Raw genomic sequence first — 14,179 nt, 5'->3', positions numbered from 1 at the left:
GAGAACGCCGCGCGTGACTGCCCGTCAGCAACGACCGCAACCCCGCCCGCCTGCCCGCCCCGCCGACCGGGCCGCGCGGCCGATGTGCCGTCACCGGCATGAATCGCGTGATCCTGGTCAGACGCCCCGCGTGAACCTGCAAGGCCGGGTCGTCGTCGTCACCGGCGCCTCCAGTGGCATCGGCAGGGCCACTGCGCTGGCGTGCGCGCGCCGCGGGGCCCGGCTCGTCCTCGCGGCCCGGAGCGTCGGCGAGCTCGAACACCTCGCCCGCATCTGCCGCAGCCGCCACGGAGCGAGCGCCGTGCCCGTCCCCACGGACGTCACCGACGCCCGGGCCGTGGAGGCGCTCGCCGCCGAGGCGGTCGCGCGGTTCGGCGCCATCGACGTCTGGGTCAACGCGGCCGGGGTGGGCATCCTGGGACGCTTCGACCAGGTCCCGTCCGAAGAGCTGCGCAGGCTCCTGGACGTCAATGTGATCGGCGCCGTGCACGGGGCGCGCGCCGCCCTGCCCGTCATGTGCCGGCAGCGCCACGGCATCGTCATCGACGTCTCCTCGATGCTGGGTGCGGTCGTGGAGGCCCCGTACATGGCGGGGTACGCGATGTCCAAGGCGGCGCTGGCCATGTTCGACGCCGTACTGCGCCAGGAACTGGCACTGACGGGTGCCGACGGCGTCCACGTGTGCACGGTGCTTCCGGCCGGCGTGGACACGCCCTTCTTCCGGCACGCGGCCAACCACACCGGGCGTGACCTGCGCGCCCTGCCCCCCGTGGCCACCCCCGAGCGGGTGGCACGCTCCCTCACGGCCCTGATGGGCCGCCCGCGCCCGCGCACCCTGGTGGGCCCGTACGCACGCTCCCTGGCCCTCGCCCACGCGGTCGCGCCCGGCCTGACCCGCAGGACCATCGCATGGCGCGTGGAACACCGCTACCTGGGCGGCGACGGCAGCGCGCGCGGGAGCCAGGGCATCCTCCACCTGCCTTCCGAGGCCACCGCGGCCGTACGCGGCGGGCGCGGCAGCGGCTGGCGCGCGGCGCTGCGGGGCACGGGGACGGCGGCCGGGTGCTGCTGCCTGGCGGCCCTCGGAGTGCGGGCGGCGGCGCGGCGCAGGAGAGGCGTATGAGGGCGCCCGCCCGGGGTAGGCGCCCGGCACCGAACGGCCCGAGGCGGGAGGATTGCCATGGCAGTGCAGCACCGGCTGGTCCGATGCCGGCCCGACCGGGTGTGGGAGGTCCTTGAGGACGGCAGTCGGTACGCCGACTGGGTCGTCGGCACCCATGACTCCTGGGAGGACGACGAGCGGTGGCCCCAGGAGGGCGCGGCCCTGCGCTACCGGATCAAAATCGGTCCGTGGGCGTACGAGGGCCGGACCATCGTGCGCGCCTACGAACCCCCGCACCGGCTCGAACTCGAAGCCATGGCCGGCAGACGGGTCAGCGCCCGGATCGCGATCGAAGTGCGGCCCTGGGGCGAGTACACCCTGATCATCCTCGACGAACATCCGCTGCGGGGCAGGGGGAACAACTTCCACCACGCGGCCATAGACGCCGTCGCGCAGGTGCGCCACCGCGCGATGCTGGCGCGCTTCGCCCGCGTCGTCGAACCGGAGGACCCCGGTCCGGAGAGCACCGGGCCCCGCAGCACCGGGACCCGGGGGCGCGAAGGACGCCGGGGGCTCCGGGCGCGCGGACACCCCGCGCGGGGCCACTCGGCGCGAGGACATCCGGCGTGACGACGGCCCGGACGACGGCCCCGGACGCGGTGGTCATCGGAGCCGGCCCGAACGGACTGGTCGCCGCCAACCTGCTCGCCGACGCCGGATGGCGGGTGGTCGTCCTGGAGGCCCAGCCCGAGCCGGGCGGCGCGGTCCGCAGCGATAGCGGACTCCACCCGGCCTACGTCCACGACCTGTTCAGCGCCTTCTACCCGCTGGCCGCCGCCTCACCGGTGATCGGGCAGCTGCACTTGGAGAGGGAAGGCCTGCGCTGGAGCCGGGCCCCCGCGGTCGTCGCCCACCCGCTTTCCGACGGGCGCTGCGCGGTCCTGGCGTCCGACGTACACGACACGGCCGCCTCGCTGGAGCGGTTCGCGCCGGGGGACGGCGCCGCCTGGGAGCGGCTGTACGGGCTCTGGCAGCGGATCGGCGACGACGTGCTGAGCTGCCTGTTCACCCCTTTCCCGCCCGTCCGCGCCGGGCTCCGGCTCGCCGCCCGGCTGCGGTACGCCGAGGGGCTGCGCGTCGCGCGGACCATGCTCCTGCCGGCGCGTCGCCTCGGGGAGGAGGAGTTCGCGGGTGACGGCGCGCGCCTGCTGATCGCGGGCAACGCCCTCCACGCCGACCTGGGACCCGAATCGGCCCTGGGCGGCGGCTTCGGATGGCTGATGTGCATGCTGGGGCAGGCGTACGGCTTCCCCGTGCCCGAGGGCGGCGCCCGGGCCCTGAGCGCAGCGCTCGTACGGCGGCTGACGGCGCGCGGCGGCAGCGTGCGCTGCGGGCAGGCGGTGGCCGAGGTCGTGGTGCGCGGCGGCCGGGCCGTGGCGGCGCGCACCGAGGACGGTACGGAGGTGCCGGCCCGGCGGGCCGTACTCGCCGACGTGCCGGCCCCGCTGCTCTACGGACGCCTCCTGGCGCCGGAGCACGTGCCCGCCCGACTGCGCTCGGACCTGCGGCGCTTCCAGTGGGACTTCTCGACCGTCAAGGTGGACTGGGCCCTGTCGCGCCCGATCCCCTGGAGAGCGCAAGGGGCGGCCACCGCCGGAACGGTTCACCTCGCCGAGGGCCTGGACGAACTGACCCTCTTCGCCGCCCAGATCGCCATGCGCCGGGTGCCGCGGACCCCCTTCGCCGTACTGGGCCAGATGACCACGGCGGACCCGAGCCGTTCCCCGTCGGGCACCGAGTCCGCCTGGGCCTACACCCACGTCCCGCAGGAGATCGTCGGCGACGCGGGGGAGGACGGCCTCACCGGCCGGTGGGACGAACGGGAGAAGGAGGCCATCGCCGCCCGGGTGGAAGCCCAGGTGGAGCGCTACGCCCCCGGTTTCCGCGCCACGGTCCGGGCCCGCCGGGTGCTGGCCCCGCCCGATCTGGAACGTCTCAACCCCGCGCTCGTCGGTGGCGCGGTCAACCAGGGCACCACCAACCTGCACCAGCAGCTGGTCTTCCGGCCCGTACCGGGAACCGGCCGTCCCACCACGCCCGTACGGGGCCTCTACCTCGCCTCGGCCACGGCCCACCCGGGAGGCGGCGTACACGGCGCGCCCGGAGCCAACGCGGCCCGGACCGTGCTCCGTTCCCTCCACCGGCTGCACTGACGCGGTGTCCGATGCGCGAAATCGAGGCCCGGCGGCCGTGCAAGAGCCGTCGGACGGGGCAGGCGCGTCACGACCTGGCAGGCCCGAGAAGGGACGTGGACCGTGACACCACCGAGGATTCTTGTTGTCGGCGCAGGCTTCGCCGGAGTCGCATGCGTACGCCGCCTCGAACGCACCCTGTCACCTGCCGAGGCGGAGATCACCCTGGTGACCCCGTACTCGTACCAGCTCTACCTGCCGCTCCTGCCCCAAGTGGCCTCCGGTGTGCTCACCCCCCAGTCCGTCGCCGTCTCGCTGCGGCGCAGCCGCAGGCACCGCACCCGGATCATTCCCGGCGGCGCGATCGGCGTCGACACCAAGGCGAAGGTCTGCGTGATCCGCGAGATCACCGGCGAGATCGTGGACCAGCCCTACGACCACCTGGTCCTGGCTCCCGGCAGCGTCACCCGCACCTTCGACATCCCCGGCCTGGCCGAGCACGGCCGCGGCATGAAGACCCTCGCCGAGGCGGCTTACCTGCGCGACCACGTGATCGCCCAGCTCGACCTGGCGGACGCGAGCCGTGACGAGGCGGAGCGGGCGTCCCGCCTCGGCTTCGTCGTGGTCGGCGGCGGCTACGCCGGAACCGAGACGGCCGCCGCCCTCCAGCGGCTCACCCTGCACGCCGCCGCACGCTACCCCCGGCTGGACCCCGGCCGGATCACCTGGCACCTGGTGGACGTCGCGCCGGGGCTCATGCCCGAACTCGGCGACCGGCTGGGGCGGGTGGCCCTGGACGTCCTGCGCCGGCGCGGGATCGAGGTCTCGCTCGGGGTCTCGGTCGCCAAGGCCGGCCCCGAGGAGGTCACGCTCACCGACGGCCGGGTGCTGCCGTGCCGGACGCTGATCTGGACCGCCGGGGTCGCCGCCAGCCCGCTGATCGGCACGCTGGACGCCGAGACGGTCAAGGGCCGCCTGGCGGTCACCCCCGACCTGCGCGTACCGGGGGTGGACGGGGTCTTCGCGCTGGGCGACGCAGCCGCGGTCCCCGACCTCGCCAAGGGCGAGGAGGACGCCGTGTGCCCGCCCACGGCCCAGCACGCCCAGCGGCAGGGCCGGGTGGCCGCCGACAACGTCATCGCGGCGGTGCGGGGCGGGCCGCTGCGCCCCTACGAGCACAAGGACCTGGGACTGGTGGTGGACCTCGGCGGCCGGGACGGCGTCTCCCGGCCCCTGGGCATCGAGCTGCAGGGGCTGCCCGCCCAGGCCGTGGCCCGCGGTTACCACTGGGCCGCGCTGCGCACCGGCGCCGCGAAGACCCGCGTCCTGACGAACTGGCTCCTGAACGCCGCAACGGGAGACGACTTCGTCAGGACGGGTTTCCAGTCGCACAAGCCCGGCACGCTCCGGGACTTCGAGTACACCGACGCCTACCTGTCACCGGAGGAGATCCGCGCCCGGACGGCCCGCTCCCGCACCTGAAGGGGTCCCGGGACCGAAGGGCTCCCCGGGACGGGCGGCGTGCCCGTTCAGCCCGCGCAGGACGTGTCGTGCTGCGGGCGCCGGCCGGTGGTGAGGAAGGCCGTCACCGTCCGGTCGCCGCAGGCGTTGCCGTTGCCCAGGTACACGCCGTGGCCACCGTGGTCGACGGTGACCAGCCGGGCCCGTCCGCCGAGCGCCTCGCGCATCTTCAGCGCGCCGGAGTACGGGGTGGCGGGGTCCCGCAGGTTCTGGATCATCAGGATGTTGGACGGGCCCTGGGCGGTGATCCGGGTGGGCCGCTCCGCCGGTGCGTCCTTCCAGAAGGCGCACGGGGTGATGTTCGCGGGCATGCCGGCCGTGAGCGGGTGCGCCGCCCGGTCCGCGGCCGCGGCAGCCCCGTACGCCCCGACCCCTTCGGGCCAGCGCACGTCATTGCAGATCACCCCGACCGCCACCGCGGCGTCCGTGTCGGGGAGGGGGCGGGCGAGCTCGGGCGGCAGGACGGGCACGGCAGCGGGGTCCTGGGCCGCCAGGGCGAGCCGCGCGACGACGGGGAACAGGGCGTCACCGTAGAGGCCGTTCTGCAGTGCCTGGCGCAGCCGGTTGCCGTTCAGCGGCACGCCCGGGACGTTCGACTCCCGGGGCTCGCGGTCCAGCTTCGCCGCCAGCTCCAGCAGCAACGGGCGCACGTCCTCGGGGCGCTCGGCGACGCGCAGCCCTTCGGCGCTCCGGGCCGGGTCGGCCGCCCAGGCCGCGAAGTCGGGGAACCGGTCGTCCGCGCCCCGGGACATGTTCGCGAGCCAGCCCCGTGCGAGGCGGGACGGGTCCGGGTCGCCGCTGCTGTCCATCACCCAGCGGTCGGTGTGCTGCGGGAACTTCTGCGCGTACACGGCGGCCACGTACGCTCCGTACGAGGTGCCCCAGGCGGACAGCTTCCGCTCGCCCAGGGCCCGGCGGAGGCGTTCGATGTCGCGCGCCTCGTTGGCGGACGTGAAGCTGCGCAGCACCGGGCCCCCGTGCTCGGCACAGGCCTCGGCCGTCCGGCGGGACCGTGCCACGTTCTGAGCGATGCCGCCGTCCGGGGCCGGCCAGGAGCGCAGCGTCTCCAGGTGCCGGTCCTCCTCGGAGAGTGCGCAGGTCGCCGTCGTGCTCCCGCCCACCCCGCGGGGGTCGAAGGCGACCAGGTCGTATGCGCCCGCCATCTCCTTGGCCAGCGCCCTCCCCTTCGAGGTCAGCCGCTGGACGCCGGAACTGCCCGGGCCCCCGGGAACCAGCAGCAGCGCCCCGCGCCGCGCCTGCGGGCGGTCGCTGCGCAGGCGGGAGACGGCCAGGGTGATCTGGCGGCCCTGGGGGTCGTCGTAGTCGAGCGGTACGGGCAGCTGCGCGCACTGCTGCCCGGGGAGGGCGCCTGCGTGGACGCAGTCCTTCCAGTCGAGCGCCGGTACGCCGACGGGCTCGGCGGCGGATGCGGTCGGGCCGGAGATGCCGGTCAGTCCGGTTGCGACGGCTGCGGCGGAGAGGACGAGGACAGTGGCCTTGCGGCGCCAAGTGGTCATGCGGACATGGTGGTTGAACGGGCGTCCGGCCCCCATCCGGCAGCCGTGACATCCGTACGGGGGGTAGCCCCCGGGCCCCCGCACCGGCAGGCAGGGCGCCCAGCGGCCGGGAGGCCCTCGCCCGGCTCACGGAGCGAGCCGTCGCGCAGCAGCACGCTCTTCGCCGAGCTCCGCGAAGCGGACCTCCCCGCCGCACGCCGGCTGCCGCGCCGGCTGCCGGCGGAACCCGACCGCAGCGAACCGCGACCCGGCGCCGGTGCAAGGGCCCCGTCGTTCCCACCCGGGCGGCCGTCGTTAGGCTGACGGGATGACGACGGGCCTCGACGCACACAGACTGCTGTACGGATGCATGGGACTGGGCGGTGCCTGGGACGACGCCCCGTACGGCGTGGCGGACGTCGCCCAGGCCGAGGCCGTGGTCGAGGCCGCGCTCGACAGCGGCATCACCGTGTTCGACCACGCGGACATCTACCGCCACGGGAAGGCGGAGGCCGTCTTCGGAGAGGTACTGGCCCGCGCGGGGGACCTGCGGCAGAGGATCGTCATCCAGACCAAGTGCGGTATCCGCCTGGGCGACGGCGTCCGGCCGGGGATCTACGACCTGCGCGGGCAGAGCATCCTCCGCAGGGTCGAGGAAAGCCTGACCCGCCTGCGCACCGACGTCATCGACGTGCTGCTGCTGCTGCACCGGCCCGACCCGCTCGCCGACCCGGCGGACGTGGCCGCGGCGCTGATGTCCCTGCACCGGCAGGGGCTGGTGCGCAGCTTCGGCGTCTCCAACATGGGCGCGGCGCAGGTCCGGGAACTCCAGGGCTTCCTCGACGTTCCCCTGGTCGCCAACCAACTGGAGATGAGCCTGGCCCGGAGGGACTGGCTCGAAGCGGCGGTCCTGGTCAACACCGCCGCCGGCGCCGCGAACGGGTTCCCGCCGGGGACCATCGAGTACTGCCGCGAGAACGGCCTGCAGCTCCAGGCCTGGGGCGCGCTGGCGCAGGGACGTTACACCGGCCGGCCGGAGACGCCGGAGCAGGAGCGGACGGCGCAGCTCGTCGGCACGCTGGCCGAGGCCAAGGGCACCACACCGGAAACCGTCCTGCTGTGGTGGCTCCAGCGCCATCCGTCCCGGATCGCCCCCGTCGTCGGCAGCACCCGTCCGGCCCGCATCCGCGCCTGCGCCGACGCGGCCGCGCGCGAGCCGGAGCTGAGCCACGAGGAGTGGTACGACCTGTGGCTCACGGCCCGGGGCGCCCCGCTGCCCTGACACCCCTGGCCGTCCGCCTCGCGTGATCCGGCCACTGCGCGTGGCACAGTGGAGGAATGAACGCCGACGAGAGCAGCCTGCTGGGCCGGGGGCGCGTGGCGACCAGGCTGCCCGCCCAGGACCTGGACCGGGCGCGGCGCTTCTACTCCGAGCGGCTCGGCCTGGAGCCCGTCGACGAGCGGCCCGGCGGACTGTTGTACCGGTGCGGGGGCGTGGAGTTCGCCCTGTTCGCTTCTACGGGAGCCTCTCCCGGCACCTTCACCCAGATGGGGTGGGTGGTCGACGACATCGAGGCGGTCGTGGCGCAGCTGAGGCAGCGCGGCGTGGTGTTCGAGGAGGTCGACGTACCCGGGTTCCGGACGGTGGACGGGATCGCGGAGATCGAAGGGAACTATCCGAGCAAGGGCGCACGCGGTGAACGCGCCGCCTGGTTCCGTGACAGCGAGGGGAACCTGCTCGGGGTCGGCCAGCCGGTCCTCTGACACCGGCCTGCCGGGCGCGCCGGACCACGACTGCCGTTTCGCCACCCGCGCCCCACACAACTCACTTCCCTGGACGGGCGGTTGAGCCGGTACTAGCCTCCGCCACGTGTCCCTGGAATGTGTGACCTCCTGTCCTGCTCTGGTCAGGTCGTACTACGACGCGGCCTACGCGCTGGAAGTCGGCCTGAAGACCAACATCACGAATCTGATCCCGCCCATGTGGCCCGTGTCCATGATCGGTCTGGACCGGCTCAACCGCGCCATGAACGGCGTGGAGCGGGCGCTGTGCCCCACCACCCCCGGTATCGCGCCCATGGACCCCCGGGCGGCCGCAGCCCTGCTCGACGCGTACGACAGGGTGGGCACCTGCCCCGGACCGCAGGCCGGCGTGAAGACCGTCCCGCGGTGCTTCTCCAGGACGCTGCGGGCGTTCGGAGCGGCGGACACGAAGGAGGTTCCCGCCCCCTCCTGCCCGGCGAGCTCCGCGCAGGCCGCCGGCGTCCTGCCCAGCCAGTGCCCCGAGGTGCAAAAGCACGCGGCCATCGTGACCGAGAGGCTGGTCAAGGCGGCGGACACCGACGGGCTGGTTCCGTCCGTACGCAAGGCGATCATGGGCAAGATCGACGGCAAGGCATTGGGCCACGCCAAGAGCACGGCGCAGGCCCTGCAGGAGGAACTTCCCCGACTGACGGGCGACGCGCGCAAAGCGGCCGAGCGGGCGGTCCTGGCGGGAAAGGTGGTGCGCTACGCGGGTATGGCGACCAAGACGGTCAGCAGGGTCGGCAACGGTGTCGGGGGAGTGCTGTACCTGAGGGCCGCCCACAGCCTGGACCAGTTGGTCCTCCACATCGCGGATCCCGACTACACCTGTCCGGACACGACCGGCACCTGCAACCGTCCACCCGTGGCCCCCCGGCCCGCCGGCTGACACCCGGACAGCGTCACCCGGCGGTTGCAGGCCGCCGGGGACGGCGCGTCCGCCTCCGTCACTCGTAGCGGTGGAGGAGCGACTCGCGCTCGTAGGCACGGATCTGATCGAGGGTCAGCTCGGGGATCCCCAGGTGCGAGAGGGTGATCTCGGCGGAGCTCGGCACCGCGTCCTCCGCGAGCCACTGCTCGGGATTCCAGGCATTGCTGCGCAGGAAGGCCTTGGGGCAGTGCTGGTACGCCTCTTCCACCTCGATCACGATCGCGCTGCGCGGCGGTTTGCCGACGGGGGTCAGCTGCTCCAGGAGGCGGGCGTCGGTGGAGATGCACGCTCTGCCGTTCACCCGCAGAGTGGACCCCCGCCCGGGCACCAGGAAGATCAGGCCCGCCCGGCCCGTCTCCACGATGTTGTGGGCGCTGTCGAGCCGCTTGTTGCCGGTGGCGTCGGGAACGGCCAGCGTGAACTCGTCCAGCACGGCGACGAAACCGGCCGGGCCGCCACGGGGTGTCACGTCACAGCGGCCGTCGGCGTCTGCGCTGGCGATGAACACGAGGGAGGAACGGCCGATGAAGGCGCGGGCCACGTCGTGGATCCGGTCCACCGCCTTGCGCCGGACCAGTTCGCTGGGCTGCTCGTAGAGGTCGCGCAGCTGGGCAGCGTCCTGCACGGCGGTCGGTTTCAGGGCGTCGAATATGCGGCCGGCGGGCCGCGGCGTTGTCTTCACGCACCGGAAAGGTAGCCCATTGCCGATCTTGCGGCACCGACCGCCGGGCGGCAGCGACGACCGGGGCGAAATACGGATGTGCCGGGTGCAGGGCTGCTGCTAGGTTCCTCCCGTGCCGAAGCTGAATCAGATCATCGCAGTGGAGAAGGGCGTCAAGTCCAAGTCTCTCCAGGAGTTGACCCAAGCCCACCACGACGTCCAGAAGCCTGCGCTGCTCGCCGGTATCTCGCGTACGTACCAGCCCAAGGACGAGGAGGGCGAGCAGCTGCCGCCCGAGTCGACCAGGGTCCAGGTCAAGGCGGAGGACGTGCTGCGCACGACGGCGCAGACGCTGACGCGGCTGTTCGACGTGACGGCCACCAAGGACTGGGCCAACCGTACGGCGGCCGCCGACGTCGTCGTGGACGGAACGGTTCTGCTGTCCCAGGTGCCGGTGCCCTACCTGCTCTTCCTCGAAAAGCAGCTCACCGACCTGCACACCTTCGTGCGCAAGCTGCCGGTGCTCGACGCTTCGGAGGCGTGGAACCTCGACCCCTCGACGGACGCGTGGAAGACCGACCCGGTCCGTACGATCCGCACGAAGAAGGTGCCGCGCAACCACGTGAAGGCCGAGGCCACGGAGAAGCACCCGGCGCAGGTCGAGGTGTACTACGAGGACGTCCCGGTCGGTTACTGGACGACGGTGAAGTTCTCCGGTGCGTTGCCGGCCCGTCGCGTGAACGAGCTCCTCGACCGCGTCGAGAAGCTCCAGCAGGCGGTCAAGTTCGCCCGCGAAGAGGCCAATGGCGCAGAGGTCACCGACCAGCGGGTCGGGGACGCGGTGTTCGGCTACCTGTTCCGGTAGCCTCGTGATCGCCCCCTGTGCGAGCAGGGGGTTGCGTGAAGAGCGCAAGCTGAAACTGATGTTGAAGCTGACCAAGGGGTGTCACGTGGGGGTTCGAATCCCTCCCCCGGCCCGACGAGCCGGGGTGGCCCAAGCCGGCAGAGGCGGCCCCGTAAAACTCAGATTCTCGCTCCAGTCTCAGTATTCGCCGCCGAACACCGGATCGACCGAGCGCGGACGATCATCGACGGATGGGGGTTCAAGTCCCCTCTGCGCCTCTCTCGTGGCGCGGTAGTTCAAAGGCAGAACACGTCGGTCTAAGAATGATCCGCGACTCTTAAACGCCGCCGGTGTGCGCAAATGGGTGGCACACAGGAGCCCGGGAGCTGGATATGCTCCCGGGCTCCGTCACGTGCCCCTGCCCGGGCCCATGCCAGGCGCGGCACGAGGATCGGCGTGGCGGTTGCCGGCGTGGTCACGTTGTCGCTGACGGCGAGCTGCGGCCGTCGGGGTCGGTGGCCGGCCGGCCGGGTGGCCCTACCCGAAGGCGTTCGCAGTGTCCTCGCCCGTGGTCCACCAGATGCCGAGGCGCTGGCGGGCCAGCAGCCACCCGCCGTCCGGGCCCCGCCGGAACTCCCAGTCGTACGGACCGCCCATGGCATAGGGCGTGGACGTCCGGCCGGGTGCGGTCACGGCGACGAACCACATGTAGCCGATGCCCGTCGCCCGGTCACCGTCCTCGTCGACGTCGACGTGCATGTTGAGGATGTGGTGCTGCATGCTCGTGAAGGGCGCCTCCGCCTCTTCCACCTTGGCCCGGATCGCCTCCCTGCCGCGGGTCTTGTCCCACGGTCCGAATTCCAGCACCGCCTCCTCCGCCCAACAGGCGCTCCAGGACCGCCAGTCTTTGCGGTCCAGCGCCCGCCACCCGCGGACCATGAGCGCGCGCAGGGCCTCCTTGTCCTCAAGGATGCGCAGCCTGCGCACCAGGTCCTCGGGATCGACGGCACGGTCCGGCACGGCAGTTCCTTCCGGGATACGGATCACTGGGCACTCGCGGCGGGGCGGACGACGATCTCGTTGACGTCGACCTCCGGGGGCTGCGACAGCGCGTAGGCGATGGCGTCCGCGACGGCGGAGGCCGGCAGGGCCACGGCGCGGTAGCTCTTCATGGCCTCCCTGGCGGCCGGATCCGCAATGCCGTCGGCGAGTTCGGACTCGGTCACGCCCGGCGAGACGACGGTGACCCGGATGTCCCCGGCGGATTCCTGCCGCAGGCCTTCGGACAGGGCGCGGACGGCGTACTTGGTGGCGCAGTACACGGCGGCGGTGGGAGAGACCTCGTACGCGCCGACGGAGGCGATGTTCACGAAGTGCCCGCCGCCCTGGGCGCGCATCAGGGGCAGGGCGGCGGCGATGCCGTGCAGGACTCCCCGTACGTTCACGTCGATCATCCGGTCCCACTCCGCGGTCTTCAGCGCGTCCAGCGGGGAGAGCGGCATCACGCCGGCGTTGTTGACGACCGCGTCGACCCGGCCGTAGCGGTCGCGCGCAGCGGATACGAAGTCCCGTACGTCGGCGGCGTCCGTGACGTCCAGCCGCCGGTACGCGGCGGCGCCGCCCGCGGCGGTGATCTCCCGGGTCAGTGCGGCGAGGCGGTCGGTGCGCCGCGCGCCCAGGAACACGCGGTGCCCCTCGGCGGCGAGCCGTCGGGCGGTCGCCTCGCCGATACCGCTGCTGGCTCCGGTGACGGCCACGACCTTGGGGGTGTCCTTCATGCCTTGTGTTTCCTCTCGGTGCAGTGCGCTGCCGGTGCGGCCCGCCCCACCGAGTCTGGGCAGACCGGTGACGGCCCGCCAGGACGAGTCCTGCCTGGGTGCACGGCACCCAGGCAGCCGCCCTCCCCCCGGCTTAGCCTGGGGGACATGACCGACAACCCGCTGGGAGAGTTCCTCCGCGCGCGCAGGGCGGGCCTGCGCCCCCTGGACGTGGGCATGCCGAGCCATGGCGTACGCCGGGTCCCCGGGCTGCGCCGTGAGGAGGTCGCCGTTCTGGCCGGCGTGAACGCGGACTACTACACCCGGCTGGAACAGGGGCGCGAACGGCACCCCTCGCCCCAGGTGACCGAGGCCCTCGGCCGCGCGCTGCGTCTGGACGCCGACGCCCTGGCGCACCTGCACCGGCTGGCCGGGACCGCACCGGGCATCCCCTTCACCCGCACCACGGACCGGGTCACATCGGATCTGGGCCTGCTGCTCGACGGCCACCAGCAGGCCGCGGCGTTCGTCATCAACCGGACCCTGGACGTCCTCGCCGCCAACGCCCTGGCCGAGGCCCTGCATTCGCCCTTCGAGCAGATGGACAACCTGGCCCGCATGGTCTTCCTCGACCCGGCGGGCCGGCAGTTCTACACCCGGTGGGACTCCACGGCCGAGGCCACGGCGGGACACCTGCGCCAAGCGGCCGGACTCGACCCGGGCAACCCGCGGCTGCGCGCACTCGTGACCGAACTCCGCTCCGCCTCCGCGGAGTTCGACCGACTCTGGAACAGCCATGCCGTACGGGAGAAGACGCGGGAGACCAAACACTTCCTCCATCCCGAGGTGGGCGCGCTGACCCTCACGTACCTCGCCTTCGACGTGCGTGACGCTCCGGGTCAGCAACTCCTCGTCTACCAGGCCGACCCCGGCAGTCCCGGCGCCCAGGCCCTCACCCTGCTCGGCTCCCTGCACGCCCCGGCCCGACCCCGCGCGACCCGCCCTTGACCGGCGTGCTGCGGCCGGGCGGTCGGCATGCGTCCGCCCCCGCCCGGGGAGGGGCGGGGGCGGACGCGCGGGGAGGGCAGTGCAGTGCGCGCGAGGTCAGAACGCGAAGACGGCATTCCCGTTGAGGGTCGCGGACATGGTGCACGCGTTGGCGAACGTGTGCTTCCAGGAGATGCGGCTGCCCTGCCACACGCCGTCCGCGGTCACGGTGACGGGGGCGTAGTGCATCGGGCAGGCGCGGTGCGAGTCCGGGGCTGCCAGGAGCGCGTCGAGGGTGCCGGAGGTGGCGGCGAGGGCCGCACAGGCCGCCTTGGGGTCAGGGTGCGTTCCCTGGGCGGTCGGCGCGCAGCTGACGGTGACCGCCCGCACGGCGGTGGCCGCGTCCTCGCCCTGGCCGACGGTGAGCACCACGGCCGAAGGGGCGTACAGGCCGGCGGGCTGTGCCTCCGCGATGCCGGTGGCGCCGGCCAGGGTCAGCAGGGCGGCGGCGGAGACGGCAGCGATGCGGTGACGCACGACGAAACTCCCTTTCAATTCGAAGGAACGACACAGCGATTGGCTGTGTTGTGTCGACTGGACGTCACCGAGTCTGTCGGGGGTGAAGGGCACCTGCACATTAACGACCGATTTACAGACATCTCGCGCGATTGGCGCTGACCTGTGACTGTTCGTGCAGCTCAGGTGTGGGGCCTGCTCTGTGTGATCACGTGCAGGGGGTGGAGGGCGCCGGGGGAGGCGGCCGCACGGGAGCCGCTGACCTGCTGCCGGCTGTGCGCGCTTCGTCGAACGTCCGTCCAGGGTGACCGGATACCACCGGTTCCTGCGCTCGGTGTGGCGTGCCGCGGCTGATGTGCCGTGGCACGC

The 14,179-nt window shown here is 73.0% G+C and carries 14 protein-coding genes; 9 read left to right on the top strand and 5 right to left on the bottom strand.

The genetic code is table 11. From position 1 onward, the window contains the following. Positions 1-130 precede the first annotated feature (130 nt). The 4 genes from ABZ128_RS22370 to ABZ128_RS22355 all read left to right on the top strand — a co-directional run bounded on the left by ABZ128_RS22370 (position 131) and on the right by ABZ128_RS22355 (position 4,776). A complete protein-coding gene (locus tag ABZ128_RS22370; RefSeq protein ID WP_356850537.1) occupies positions 131-1,123 on the top strand; it encodes an SDR family NAD(P)-dependent oxidoreductase in 993 nt (330 codons plus the stop codon). Between the two features lie 57 nt (positions 1,124-1,180). Further along, entirely contained in the window at positions 1,181-1,732 is a 552-nt protein-coding gene (locus ABZ128_RS22365) for an SRPBCC family protein (RefSeq protein WP_356850536.1), read from the top strand. Further along, the gene (locus ABZ128_RS22360; protein WP_356850535.1) at positions 1,729-3,315 is read left to right on the top strand and encodes an NAD(P)/FAD-dependent oxidoreductase; all 1,587 of its coding nucleotides are present in this window, start codon (positions 1,729-1,731) and stop codon (positions 3,313-3,315) included. Before ABZ128_RS22365 ends, ABZ128_RS22360 begins: the two co-directional genes overlap by 4 nt. A 102-nt stretch (positions 3,316-3,417) precedes the next feature. Continuing rightward, the gene (locus ABZ128_RS22355; RefSeq protein WP_356850534.1) at positions 3,418-4,776 is read left to right on the top strand and encodes an NAD(P)/FAD-dependent oxidoreductase; all 1,359 of its coding nucleotides are present in this window, start codon (positions 3,418-3,420) and stop codon (positions 4,774-4,776) included. 47 nt (positions 4,777-4,823) lie between these two features. Here ABZ128_RS22355 and ABZ128_RS22350 read toward each other — a convergent pair whose 3' ends face one another. Beyond that, positions 4,824-6,332 carry an alpha/beta hydrolase gene (locus ABZ128_RS22350; RefSeq protein ID WP_356850533.1) on the bottom strand — a complete coding sequence of 503 codons (1,509 nt, stop codon included), beginning with the start codon at positions 6,330-6,332 and terminating at the stop codon, positions 4,824-4,826. Between the two features lie 307 nt (positions 6,333-6,639). On the opposite strand from ABZ128_RS22350, the gene ABZ128_RS22345 reads away from it, so the two are divergent. From ABZ128_RS22345 to ABZ128_RS22335, 3 genes are all read left to right on the top strand, one after another. Continuing rightward, positions 6,640-7,593 (top strand): aldo/keto reductase, encoded by a 954-nt coding sequence (locus ABZ128_RS22345; protein WP_356850532.1) that lies wholly within the window; start codon positions 6,640-6,642, stop codon positions 7,591-7,593. Between the two features lie 56 nt (positions 7,594-7,649). Continuing rightward, positions 7,650-8,075 (top strand): VOC family protein, encoded by a 426-nt coding sequence (locus ABZ128_RS22340; RefSeq protein ID WP_356850531.1) that lies wholly within the window; start codon positions 7,650-7,652, stop codon positions 8,073-8,075. Between the two features lie 106 nt (positions 8,076-8,181). Further along, on the top strand, positions 8,182-9,003 hold the full coding sequence (locus tag ABZ128_RS22335) for a hypothetical protein (RefSeq protein WP_356850530.1): 822 nt from the start codon (positions 8,182-8,184) through the stop codon (positions 9,001-9,003). 58 nt (positions 9,004-9,061) lie between these two features. Here ABZ128_RS22335 and ABZ128_RS22330 read toward each other — a convergent pair whose 3' ends face one another. Beyond that, complete coding sequence (locus ABZ128_RS22330) at positions 9,062-9,727, bottom strand: MSMEG_1061 family FMN-dependent PPOX-type flavoprotein (protein WP_356850529.1); 666 nt, start codon at positions 9,725-9,727, stop codon at positions 9,062-9,064. A gap of 112 nt (positions 9,728-9,839) precedes the next feature. Here ABZ128_RS22330 and ABZ128_RS22325 point away from each other — a divergent pair, with 112 nt between their 5' ends. Next, positions 9,840-10,571, top strand: a complete 732-nt coding sequence (locus ABZ128_RS22325) for a hypothetical protein (RefSeq protein ID WP_356850528.1) — start codon at positions 9,840-9,842, stop codon at positions 10,569-10,571. A 516-nt stretch (positions 10,572-11,087) separates the two neighbouring features. Here the strand turns inward: ABZ128_RS22325 and ABZ128_RS22320 are convergent. Together ABZ128_RS22320 and ABZ128_RS22315 are read right to left on the bottom strand one after the other, a co-directional pair. After that, a complete protein-coding gene (locus ABZ128_RS22320; protein WP_356850527.1) occupies positions 11,088-11,570 on the bottom strand; it encodes a nuclear transport factor 2 family protein in 483 nt (160 codons plus the stop codon). Positions 11,571-11,593: 23 nt separating this feature from the next. Further along, positions 11,594-12,328 (bottom strand): SDR family oxidoreductase, encoded by a 735-nt coding sequence (locus ABZ128_RS22315; protein WP_356850526.1) that lies wholly within the window; start codon positions 12,326-12,328, stop codon positions 11,594-11,596. 147 nt (positions 12,329-12,475) lie between these two features. Between ABZ128_RS22315 and ABZ128_RS22310 the strand changes: the two genes are divergently transcribed. Next, entirely contained in the window at positions 12,476-13,315 is an 840-nt protein-coding gene (locus ABZ128_RS22310; RefSeq protein WP_356850525.1) for a helix-turn-helix transcriptional regulator, read from the top strand. Between the two features lie 96 nt (positions 13,316-13,411). Here ABZ128_RS22310 and ABZ128_RS22305 read toward each other — a convergent pair whose 3' ends face one another. After that, positions 13,412-13,831 carry a subtilase-type protease inhibitor gene (locus ABZ128_RS22305; protein ID WP_356850524.1) on the bottom strand — a complete coding sequence of 140 codons (420 nt, stop codon included), beginning with the start codon at positions 13,829-13,831 and terminating at the stop codon, positions 13,412-13,414. Between the last annotated feature and the right edge of the window lie 348 nt (positions 13,832-14,179).

It is taken from the genome of Streptomyces sp. NPDC006326 (assembly GCF_040612915.1).
GTDB lineage: Bacteria > Actinomycetota > Actinomycetes > Streptomycetales > Streptomycetaceae > Streptomyces.
This window is presented reverse-complemented; position numbering and strand designations above follow the sequence as displayed.

Excerpts from the sequence above, each read along its gene's own strand:
- ABZ128_RS22350 (WP_356850533.1), bottom strand. The coding sequence starts at position 6,332 with ATGACCACTTGGCGCCGCAAGGCCACTGTCCTCGTCCTCTCCGCCGCA.
- ABZ128_RS22310 (WP_356850525.1), top strand. The coding sequence starts at position 12,476 with ATGACCGACAACCCGCTGGGAGAGTTCCTCCGCGCGCGCAGGGCGGGC.
- ABZ128_RS22365 (WP_356850536.1), top strand. The coding sequence starts at position 1,181 with ATGGCAGTGCAGCACCGGCTGGTCCGATGCCGGCCCGACCGGGTGTGG.
- ABZ128_RS22315 (WP_356850526.1), bottom strand. The coding sequence starts at position 12,328 with ATGAAGGACACCCCCAAGGTCGTGGCCGTCACCGGAGCCAGCAGCGGT.
- ABZ128_RS22345 (WP_356850532.1), top strand. The coding sequence starts at position 6,640 with ATGACGACGGGCCTCGACGCACACAGACTGCTGTACGGATGCATGGGA.
- ABZ128_RS22340 (WP_356850531.1), top strand. The coding sequence starts at position 7,650 with ATGAACGCCGACGAGAGCAGCCTGCTGGGCCGGGGGCGCGTGGCGACC.